Raw genomic sequence first — 11,238 nt, forward strand, 5'->3', positions numbered from 1 at the left:
GGGGAGCAGGGGAGCAGGGGGAGCAGAGGAAGTAACTGTAATATTCCCCTCATCTCTATTACTCTGGGAAAAACTCGGTGGGATTCTCCTCTTTTTGGGTTGGCTGGTTTCGGTAGTAAATTATCCTTGGCAAGCAATAGCTGTAAGTGGTTTAGGTTTGTGGTTTGTGGTAAGTCGATTGCGACGGCACAGTTTAAAGCTAGACTTCGCTGCGGTTTTCGTCATCGGTTTAGAGACGATTTGGCTAGGTTGGCGATTAGTACCTGATAGCTTACAGAAATTAGCGATCGCAACTGGTACTCAAATCACTAATTCTCAAAATGAACCTTGGGCTTTGCTGGGTGTAGCTTTATTTCCCTACATAATTTTGATGGTGGCGCTTACAGATAGTCTACATCGCACCGAAAAGCGAGAATTAGCTAAATTTGGCGAACTGCTCACCCTATTACTGGGAGCCTTTTTAACAACGATCGCGATTGTCAATCCTGTATTGCGATCGCTAAATCTGCTATTTTCTACCATAACTCTGGCATTCGTAACTCAACGCCGTTCCCCCGCATCCCTTCCCCTGGTATATCTAACTCACATCATTGGGGTGCTGACATTTTGCTCTACCATTAATTGGCTTGCGCCAACCCTGAGTCAACAAGTCTGGGCAAGTATTTTATTAGCTCTGATGGTTGCAGAATGGCGATTTAGCGTAGAAGGAGGAGTATGGCAACGTAGTGCATGGGATGTCGGTTTAGGACTAGCCGCCGCTAGTTTTTTCCTATTGTGGATGAATGCAGAATCATCTTGGTATGGTGTTGCTGATAGCCAAGCTTATTTGGGAGCCTTATGGCTAGTTACGCCTATAGCTCTCACGGGTGTTGCAAATTGCACAACTACAGAACGTCGGACTACTACCCGTTACTTGAGCGTCTTGGCTGTGGGAGTTGCCCAGCTACTTACTCTACAGTTACCAGGAACCAGATTAATTGGTTTGGCAGTAGGTACAGGGCTAATGTTTGTAAATACGCGCTATTTACGAAACCAAATATCTGCGGTAATTACAGAAGGATTTGCTCTGAGTTTCATTGTGGCGCTGCTGTGGACGGGTGTACCTGGTTTACCTCACCTCGTTCTCGGAGGTTGGTTTCTCGTCGGCGCGATCGCAATCCTAAGTCTATGGTTAGCCAGGACAGTTTTGAGCCGATACGGAAACGAATTAGCACTTAATTATGCAGCCGCCAGTGATAAATGGGCGATCGCATTGTGTGGTTTTGAGTTGTTTAGTTTGACACTACACTCGGTGCTGATTCATACAGGGTTTATCACTTCGGGATTTTTGTACTTAGCTGCCACTTTAATTACCTTGACAGCCATTGTTTATCGCAGTTGGCGAGAACCGACAAATTGGGCATTCTATGGCATCGGGTGGTCTTTAGAATTGTTGATTGCCCAAGTGTTGGGATTTGGGGAACATTCAACTTTTAGGATAGCGATCGCGGAGCGTGGCTTGCCAATCGCAAATATCGCTTTAGGTTTAATCGCTCAACTTGTCGGCGAGTGGTGGCGGCGACGACATCAATTAGAAAAACTTCCTAGCAGCCTTCACGTTTTGCCATTAATTTATGGTGCATTCAGTGTGTTGCTGCGTTTGAACACTTTCACCGAGTGGACTGGTTTATATTCCTTGGGTGTAGCTTTAATTATTATTGGCGTAGGGCGACGGCGCGAGAACTTTAAACCCCTGCTGTACTTAGGAATCATTGGCGTATCCATTTCTGCTTATGAACTTTTGTTCTATCAAATGTCACAAGCTTCAGGAGGAGCATTAGGTGATGGATTGATTGCCATGTCTGCCCTTGGTGCCAGTATCATGTATGCTTACCGTATTTTGTCACCTTGGCTGGTCAACTACTTACGCCTAACTCCCCAAGAATTGAAAAGAATTGCCCATATTCATTGGGCTTGGAGTAGCTGCTTATTAATGGCTGCCATTCCTCTTCCCATTGGAATTAACCGTTTGGTGGGATTAGCAACAGGGGTATTTTTGATCCGTTATGCCATCTTTCAAGGACGAAATTCGCGCACTTCCCCCAGCATATTGGCAGGAATCACAATAGGCGAAATGTGGGTTTACCTTGGCTTATTAGAAGTAGCCGGTATGAGGGTTTATTGGCGCGAGACAGCAGTGGGAAAATTTTGGGCTGGGCCGTTAGTTCCTTGGAACGGTGCGATCGCTTGTGTGGTAGCCTATTTTCTGTACATCCTACCTTGGGAAAGTTGGGGTTGGTCTAAAAAACCTTGGCAGCAAGCCGCCTACATCATACCACTGATAATTTTGTGGGAAACTAGGCTGCAAACTTATCCCATTACCTTGTTACTCGCAGCTGGATTTTACATTTTCCTAGCAAAAATAGGTGAAAATATCCGTTTTACTTATGTTAGTGTGGCGTTGATTGATTGGGCAGTTTACCGATGGTTTGATTCCTTACGCCTGACTGATGTTTTATGGTATGTAACGCCAATTGGATTATCACTGCTTTATATTGCTCAAGTAGATACCCAACTGAGGCTACCAGAGTACAAAGCACCTCGCCATATTTTGAGATTGCTAGGTAGTGGTTTAATTTGTGGGTGGGCAATTTTATTTAATCAAAACACAGCCTGGATACCTGGAATTTTCAGCCTCATCGCCATTTTTGCTGGATTAGCTTTGCGAGTGCGGGCTTTTCTCTATATTGGTACAGCCACTTTTTTAATTACTACAATCTATCAATCGGTAATTTTTAGCTTGCAGTACTCCTTTTTAAAATGGGTTGTTGGCTTACTAGTTGGCATCCTCCTGATTTACATTGCCGCCAACTTTGAAACCCGCCGCACTCAAATAACTTCCTTAATTCGTAGCGCCATTGATGAATTTCAAACATGGCAATAGAGAGAGGAATGAATGGCACTAATTATAAGACACAGCCCTCGCCCTGAATGCTTCTCAGCCTTTGGACTTATGTTAGTGCCATTTGGGGCAAAGAGTTTTTATTGAAATCTAAGAAGCTGTAGACTGTAACTTTTCTAATCGGGCCAGCACTTCTGAACTATGAACAGTTGGGTTGACTTTGACAAAAGTCTCGCGCAAAACACCTTGAGGATCAATGATAAAACTATGGCGCATAGATAAGGAGCCGAGCCACGAACCGTAAGCTTTACTCACTGAACCATCAGTGTCAGCTAAAAGTGGGAATTTTAGCCCTTCAGAATCACAAAATTCAGCGTGAGACTCAATATCATCAGCACTTACGCCAATAATCTGGGTATTTTTTTCGAGGTATTGGGGTAAGTCTTGCTGAAAACGGCGAGCCTCTATAGTACAACCAGAGGTGAAGTCTTTTGGATAAAAGTAAAGAACTAGCCACTTACCGCGCAAGTCAGAGAGGGAAATTTTGCCATCACCTGTGTTAGTTGGCAAAGTAAACTCTGGTGCAGGTTGATTAATTGCGGGAAGTTTACCACCAAGGGCATCAGCAGCAGGGGTAAAGTTCAGCCAGCTGATGACAGAAATACAGCTGGCAAATAATATGTTTAAAAAAGTGCGGCGAGAAATCATGGTGCAAACCAGAATTACAACTTTACACAAGTTTACAATTCTTGGTTGCTGCTAATCTCACTCTTAATGAGATTCGGGTAGGGTATCTATGCTTTCGATATATTGGCTATCTAAGAGAAAGGCTCCCTTAGTAAAGCGAATACCCCAATATCCACCGGGACGGCGGTCAAGGACTATACCCTCTTCGCCAATGTGAATTACATCGGGGGGGCGCAGCATGGGCATGGGTTCAGCAGTTTTGACGTAAGGTGGTAGTGCCACAACCCGGACTTTACTACCAATTGCGAATTCTTTGGACATCTTAATCAAGCTAGGAGTTTTGAATTAACTCATAACTCATAACCAGCTTGAAAGTCTACTAAATGGAGCATGGGAATAAATAGGGAAAGGGAAAGGGGAAAAATTTCATCCCCTTTCCGCGTCTTCTGCAAGAAGTCTATTAATTTTTGACTATGGAAAACAATGCTTAGATATTAGTCAAGTTAGCTATTTTCTGAAAAATTATTATTGAGGATTGCCTTGTTGACGACGTGAAGGAGCATTTTGACGATATTGCTCTATTTTTTGGCGCTGTTCAGGGGTTAAGATTGCTTGAATCTGTTGTTTCTCAGACTCGCGGATTTGTCGCATTTGGGTTTTCTGTGCTTCACTCAGATTTAAGTCACCATAACCACCCTTTCCTCGACGTTGACCCGGTTGCCGTTGACCTTGACCTGTTTGACCCTGAGCCTTACGCGCTTGCCACTCAGCCCGACGTGCTTGTTTAGCTGCTTCTAATTTTGTCTTTTGTTCTGGGGTCAAAACTGCTTCAAATTTGGCACGGCTATCGCGGCGAATTGCCTGAATTTGGGTTTTTTGAGTATCTGTCAAACCCAAGTCTTTCCAAGGGCCTCTTTCTTTTTGTGGAGTTTGTGCCAGTAACACGGGTGAAGGAGAGGCAGTTTGGGCATTAACAGCGAAGGAGGTTGCAGTTAAAGTTAGAGCGATCGCTCCAGCGACTAGCGATAATGCTTTGAATTTCATTTCTTGTAGGTTTTTCCTGGTTGGTTGTCACTATCATAAGAACTTATCTTTACTAGTTACATGAGGAGAAAGTCATGGTTCTACCCATGACTTTAGTCATGATTGAATTTTGACAAATTTGATTAACAATAAATAGTGAGGAGTTGGGAGAGATGCGATTAATCGCGTCTGTACAGAAGTTAATAAATGATGAACATTTCTATAATGATTGATTTGCAAATCCTTATTTAGCTGATTGCATATTTTTACCTAGAACAACGATTCATTAATAAAACACGAGGCAAATAAACCCTGTTTTAACGTCTTATACAACCAATAATTCCTTGTTTCAGCCTCAATAAACCTAGTTTTTGGTCATGATTTTGACTACTGAATCGGTGTTCTAGCCCACCTTTACTATCAATTTTTGACTTAATGAAAATTTGAAGCTACGAAATCCACACTTAAATATTCAAAAGTTTAATTTTTCTTTTTAACTTCTATCTCCAAAATTATAATTTATCAATAACTTGAGGTAAACCACAATGAGTTATCCAATTCAAATTAAAAAACATCCTTTTCCATCTCTACTTTATCTGGAGTGGATACTACTGGCAATCACTGCATTGATAGCAGTTATACCACCTCCCTTACGGAGATTTCGTCCTAAACTTCCAGAACTAACAATCTGTAATTTATTTCCAGACTTGTCAATTTGCAATTTATTACCTGAACTATCGATTTATAGTTTGATTCTTTTTGCATTAATGGGCTTAAGATTACCCAGAAGTAGCCAGACTTATAAAGTGATATACACGTCCATTGAAATTTTATTAATTTTAACAACTGGATTATTTGGTGAAAGATTTGCTCGTCTCTTCCCTTTTCTTTACATAATTTTAGTTACTCGTAGTTGCCTAATATTTAATTTGCCTGGGCGTTTATTTGTTACATCTCTATCCTTTGGATTATTCCTATTTACAACACAATTAAAATACCAGCTATTTAATTTGCAAGCATCATCACAAGCACAAGAAAAATTTCGATTTCTTAGCTTAAATTGGTCGCTGGTATTTGGCTTAAGCTTAGTGTTTGTGTTGTTGATGATGAATGCAGTATTATCTGAACGGCACAGTCGAGAAAAGCTAGCGATCGCTAATGAAAAACTCCGTGAATATGCGATGCGAATTGAAAATCAAGCTACCTTAGAAGAACGTAACCGCATTGCTCGTGAAATTCATGATTCATTAGGACATTCTCTCACTGCTTTAAATCTGCAATTAGAAACTGCTTTAAAACTATGGCAATCTAACCCAGGTAAGGCTGAGACATTTCTAGCAACAGCAAAGGAATTAGGTTCAAAAGCACTAAACGATGTCCGCCAATCTGTTTCTACTATGCGTTCTAATCCTTTACAAGAGCAATCTTTAGAACGTGCGATCGCTAGCCTTGCAGAAAATTTTCATCGTTCCAATGGCATTTTACCAATTTATCAAATCAACCTCGAATATCCTCTACCACCTGAAATCAACACTGCTATTTACCGGATTACTCAAGAATCTTTGACAAATATAACTAAATATGCTTATGCGACCGAGGTTAAAATGGAACTCTCTACGATCAGAGGAAATTTGCGATTGATAATTCAGGATAACGGTAGAGGTTTTGATTTAGGGCAAAATACTACTGGTTTTGGACTTCATAGTATGCGCGATCGCACTTTAGCACTTGGAGGTGACTTTAATATTAATAGCACTCCTGGTTGTGGTTGCAAAATAACAGTTAATATTCCCTTAATGAGGTAGAGATGATGATAAAAGTATTGTTAGTAGATGACCAAGGTTTAATTCGTCAAGGATTAAGAGCATTATTAGAATTAGAACCAGATTTAGAAATCGTGGGAGAAGCAGAAAATGGTGAACAGGCGATTAATTTGGTTGCTGAAATTCAACCAGATGTAGTATTACTAGATATCAGAATGCCTATTATGGATGGAGTTGCAGCGACGAAAGAAATTCAAAAACGTTTTCCTAAAACTAAAATTTTAGTCCTGACGACTTTTGATGATGATGAATATGTATCAGCAGCATTACAAAATGGGGCAATGGGTTATTTATTAAAAGATACGCCCTCAGAAGAATTAGCTGTTGCTATTCGTGCTGTTTATAAAGGATATACCCAATTAGGCCCAGGTATAGTTAAAAAGCTGTTAACTCAGTTTTCTAATGGTACACCAATCCATTCAACACCTGTACCATCTACTTTAACTGAACTTACTCCTAGAGAAAAAGAGGTTTTGCGGTTAATTGCTACAGGCGCTAGTAACCGAGAAATTGCTCAAGAACTCTACATTTCTGAGGGGACAGTAAAAAATCATGTAACAAATATTTTAAACACCTTAAATCTGCGCGATCGCACTCAAGCGGCGATTTGGGCAAATACATATTTATCATATTTGAATTAGCCAAATTAAATAATTCGTAATTTGTGATTATAAGCTTAGATTAACTGTATTCAAATAAAATACCCCCGCTTGCGCCAACCCCCTTAAAAAAGGTTATCAGGAAACCACCCTTTTAAGAAGGGTTGGAGATATCTCTGAGAGGCAAACATGTTAAGGAAACTGTATTACCTTACTTCTTGACTAAAAAATATGCTATAGCATACTCAGGCAATTGGCTGATATTCTGTCCAAATTCTTTTTGACTCTTAAAAATACCTGCTAAAAAATCGAGTTGATAAAGATTGGGTAAAAAGGCTCCGCCTGTATCAGCCATAACTCCCATTTGTAGATGTTTTCGACCACCCTTAGTATGCTCAATAACAATCACTTTACCTAAACCAATATTCAGCACATCTCCGGCAAAAGTTACTCCAGGTTTGATAGAAATTTTCGCATCTATTTTGTATCCATATCCTTTAATGGCATCAACCTCTCTAAAATACCAATAACGTTTTTGTGCTGTTGCCTTTAATCCGCGAACATAAGACATTCCATTATTTCGATCTACGTTAAAAAATGCCCTATAACCATCTGTAAAGTTAATTAGGATTGTTCCTTGCATCAGTGCTTCTTCTAAACCAGTTCTGGTTAGATAAGCGAGACTTTTAACTTTTCCAAATTCTTTACCACCTGGTTCATAAATGCCAGATAAAACATCCTGCTTCGTATATCTAGTGTAGAATTTATCGTTATTAGAGTTTTCTTTTAGACTATAAATTGGTGTATTAAAAGTCGAAGTTTTTTTGCGAGAGCCAGAGTGAGTAAAAACAGCATATTTAGTAATTCGTAATTGTTTTTGTTTTTTGTTTTTTGGGTTATAGGCAGTCCATTTGATAACTCGGAAATTGGAATTGATAAATTTAGGGTCTTGTAAACGAGTGGCTCGATTATTAGCAACATCCTCCTTTAAGACAGCAATCATGAAATTCAAAGTGTTGAGAACATCTGGTATAGTTACTCCTTGAGTCGCAAGCATTCCTGTACGCAAAATATCTGGGTCTTGCGAAGAGTAATCTTGAAAATATTTTCTAGTATTAACTAGAACAGTTAATAAATCTTTTTGATTGAAGTTAACTTTACTACTTGGCAGTTTTCCTGGGGTAACAACTTGGCTGCCATTAATACTAAATTTATATTTTTTGAACTCATCGACAACTGGAAAGGGTGCAGATGCAGCTAGCAAATTCTGCTGAGAGAAAAAAGCCTTTTGCTTATCGATAACTTCATCAGATATTTGTTGAGCAACAAAAGGATTTTGTAAATTTGAGGTGAGGGAAATTTGTGATGGAACTAGGGCAGAATTTTCTTGCTGAGTAAAGGACTGATTTTGTTGGGCTAGCTGTTTATTTGTTGACTGAGTATATAGATGGCTACTAGCTAAACTGACAAATAATAAGGCTGCACAACCTACTGTGAAGCGAAATTTTGGGCTGGATAAGATATTCATAACTTGGAAAGTAAATTTCTAATACTAAATAATCAACGTTATGTTTCCACCACCTCACGCACTAATTGCGCCAATTTTTCGGCACTATCGGGAACTGCGATCGCATGAGCTTTTTCACCCATCTTTGCTAACTCTTGCGGTGACTGCAACAAATTCAACACATTACTTTGCAAGACTTGCGCCGTCAACTCCGATTGTTTCAGTGTTAACGCCGCACCAGCTTTGGTAAATACATCTGCATTGTAAGATTGATGGTCTTCTGCGGCAAAGGGGTAAGGGATCAAAATTGCTGGTGTTCCGCACACTGCTAATTCTGTCAAGCTACCGGCACCAGAACGACTAATGGCAAGAGTTGCTCGTTGCAACAACGCCGCCATATTGTTGTAAAAAGGTAAGGCTATATACTGCGGATGTTTGAGACTATCTGCTTCCGGATCGCGATCGCCAGTTAAATGTACTACATAAGCACCAGCATCAAACCAAGCCTTTGCAGATTCGCGCACTAACTTATTAACCGCAACTGCACCTTGGCTACCACCAAAGACGACAACTAAGGGAACACCATCAGGAATGGCTAAATCCAGAGGTGAATTAATTTCCCCATTGAGAAATTGCGATCGCACAGGAGTACCAACACAGACATTTTTGGCACGAGGCAAATACTTAGCAGCTACTTCAAATCCCAAGGCTACCGCACTACACCAAGGGCCAAAAAAGCGAGTTACTTTACCTGGTAAGGCGTTAGATTCGTGGAAAACCACGGGTAAACCGAGAGAACGTGCCGCAATGACAGCAGGCCCGGCAATGTAACCCCCAGTGGTAAACACCCCTTGAAAATTTCCCTGTTTGAGAATTCGTCTGACTTCTATAATCGAACCAGCGAGTTTAGCCAAAATGCGAATCGAGGAGAGTCCAAACCCTTGCTGAAACCCTTCAACTGCAATAGTATTCAAGGGATACTCTTTAGGGACAAGTTGAGTTTCCAGCCGATTGGGTACTCCCAGCCATTCGATTTGATAATCTGGAAGTTTTTCTGCCAGTGCGATCGCTGGAAACAAGTGTCCACCAGTCCCACTGGCAGCTATTAATAATCGTATCGGTGCGTTTGCCATCAAACCTCTACCGTTTAGCGTCTAGCTTAACTAAGATAAAACAATTTCCTGACTTTCTCTCATCAAATCAGTAAACTCTTGCAAATGACTAAAATTATTACTGCTTTCGTAAAACAACAACTCAAATTTCCAGCCAAATACTGGCTGGTTTCGTTCCTGCTAACCCTTGGTTTAACAAATGGTTGGCAACGCACTCAAGCGACGACACCACAGCAATTAGCCCAAACTGGTACAGTTCAAAATGCACCAACAGATTTAAAAAACCTTTTGACACAAGTCGATGCAGCTGCTAACAAGGGTGATGTCAAAGGGGTGTTGCAATTCTATAGCCCCTCTTTCACTCATGGGGATGGATTAAACCTCCAAACCCTAGAAAAGTCTTTGGTTTCACTTTGGCAACGATATCCTAAATTACAATACAGTACCAAACTGCTATCTTCAAAATCGGAAGGCAATGGGATTATTGCCGAAACAGAAACAAAGATAACTGGCTTACCCTCTGGTAGCGGGAATAATTTGGCTCTCGATGCCACGATTAAATCGCGTCAGCGTATTGAAAGCGGTAAAATCGTCCGCCAAGACATTTTGGCAGAACGCACCCTACTTACCTCTGGCAGTAAGCCACCCAAAATTGATATTAAATTACCACAACAGGTACTGGTTGGTCAGAAGTATAATTTTGATGCGATCGTCCAAGAGCCACTTGGCGATGATTTTCTCCTAGGAACGGCGCTAGAGGAAACCATCCAACCAGAGAAATTTCTCAACCCCACATCCGTAGATTTGCAATTACTGACATCCGGTGGACTGTTTAAAACGGGACAAGCACCATCCACTCCTGGTAGCCAATGGGTTTCTGCTGTCATCCTGCGAGGTAATGGGATGACGATGGTAACTCAGCGCCTACAAGTGGTGAAGAAATAATCAGGAGTTAACGCGGTGTGCCACTTTGTTAGGACTTACACACGGGTAACGGAAAACGAACCATAGAGGGCGCAGAGGTCACGGAGGCATGAGAGTTTTAGAGGGTTTTTGTGTAAGTCCTATTTCTCTCAAACCTAATCCTCAACCCCTTTCCTTGTAGGGAAGGGGAGTAAGAATCAAAACCTCTCTCTGTGGGGGAGAAAAATAGAAGTGGGGTTATAAGAATAAGTTGCACATTGCGTGAGCTAGGAGCTAGGAGTTATAGACGACTGATGATAAATTATGAACTATGAAACTTGTGCTAATTCATAATTCCTAACTATTAACTCCTCACTTCTAACTATCCTAATGACTTCCCTACAAAATCAAATCATTTTAATCACTGGCGCAAGTAGTGGTATTGGTACTGCTTCTGCGAGAATCTTCGCTGGTGCGGGTGCAAAACTAATCCTAGCGGCACGACGGTTAGAACGTTTGCAGGAGCTAGCAGATGCTCTCGTTAAAGAATTTGGTACTGAAATTCATTTATTACAGCTAGATGTGCGCGATCGCAACGCTGTCGAATCTGCCATTTCTACTCTACCGCCTGCCTGGTCTGACATCGACATTCTCATTAACAATGCTGGTCTAAGTCGTGGTTTAGACAAGTTGCACGAAGCCA

At 41.0% G+C, this 11,238-nt stretch carries 10 protein-coding genes; 5 read left to right on the plus strand and 5 right to left on the minus strand.

Annotated features, from left to right (window positions below; genetic code table 11):
* On the plus strand, positions 1–2,923 hold a 2,923-nt coding region (locus tag GNF10_RS30940), incomplete at its 5' end, for a DUF2157 domain-containing protein (protein WP_185607338.1).
* 108 nt (positions 2,924–3,031) lie between these two features.
* Here GNF10_RS30940 and GNF10_RS30945 read toward each other — a convergent pair.
* From GNF10_RS30945 to GNF10_RS30955, 3 genes are all read right to left on the minus strand, one after another.
* Positions 3,032–3,589, minus strand: a complete 558-nt coding sequence (locus tag GNF10_RS30945; RefSeq protein ID WP_185582571.1) for a peroxiredoxin — start codon at positions 3,587–3,589, stop codon at positions 3,032–3,034.
* A gap of 63 nt (positions 3,590–3,652) precedes the next feature.
* Positions 3,653–3,889 (minus strand): regulatory protein SipA, encoded by a 237-nt coding sequence (gene sipA, locus GNF10_RS30950; protein ID WP_185582573.1) that lies wholly within the window; start codon positions 3,887–3,889, stop codon positions 3,653–3,655.
* 204 nt (positions 3,890–4,093) lie between these two features.
* Entirely contained in the window at positions 4,094–4,612 is a 519-nt protein-coding gene (locus tag GNF10_RS30955; RefSeq protein ID WP_185582575.1) for a Spy/CpxP family protein refolding chaperone, read from the minus strand.
* 524 nt (positions 4,613–5,136) lie between these two features.
* Here GNF10_RS30955 and GNF10_RS30960 point away from each other — a divergent pair.
* Together GNF10_RS30960 and GNF10_RS30965 are read left to right on the plus strand one after the other, a co-directional pair.
* Positions 5,137–6,396, plus strand: coding sequence for a sensor histidine kinase (locus tag GNF10_RS30960; RefSeq protein WP_185582577.1), 1,260 nt, complete (start codon positions 5,137–5,139; stop codon positions 6,394–6,396).
* Between the two features lie 5 nt (positions 6,397–6,401).
* Positions 6,402–7,055, plus strand: a complete 654-nt coding sequence (locus GNF10_RS30965) for a response regulator transcription factor (RefSeq protein ID WP_185582588.1) — start codon at positions 6,402–6,404, stop codon at positions 7,053–7,055.
* 169 nt (positions 7,056–7,224) lie between these two features.
* On the opposite strand, the gene GNF10_RS30970 is transcribed toward GNF10_RS30965, so the two are convergent.
* Together GNF10_RS30970 and murG are read right to left on the minus strand one after the other, a co-directional pair.
* Positions 7,225–8,541, minus strand: coding sequence for a hypothetical protein (locus GNF10_RS30970; RefSeq protein ID WP_185582579.1), 1,317 nt, complete (start codon positions 8,539–8,541; stop codon positions 7,225–7,227).
* A gap of 38 nt (positions 8,542–8,579) precedes the next feature.
* Entirely contained in the window at positions 8,580–9,653 is a 1,074-nt protein-coding gene (murG, locus tag GNF10_RS30975) for an undecaprenyldiphospho-muramoylpentapeptide beta-N-acetylglucosaminyltransferase (protein ID WP_185582581.1), read from the minus strand.
* Between the two features lie 84 nt (positions 9,654–9,737).
* Between murG and GNF10_RS30980 the strand changes: the two genes are divergently transcribed.
* Positions 9,738–10,577, plus strand: coding sequence for a nuclear transport factor 2 family protein (locus GNF10_RS30980; RefSeq protein ID WP_185582583.1), 840 nt, complete (start codon positions 9,738–9,740; stop codon positions 10,575–10,577).
* A gap of 348 nt (positions 10,578–10,925) precedes the next feature.
* Positions 10,926–11,238, plus strand: a 313-nt coding sequence (locus GNF10_RS30985) for an SDR family NAD(P)-dependent oxidoreductase (protein WP_185593096.1), incomplete at its 3' end; no start/stop codon positions are given.

Origin of the sequence: Nostoc sp. UCD121 (assembly GCF_014222285.1) — a bacterium.
Classification (GTDB): Bacteria; Cyanobacteriota; Cyanobacteriia; order Cyanobacteriales; family Nostocaceae; genus Nostoc.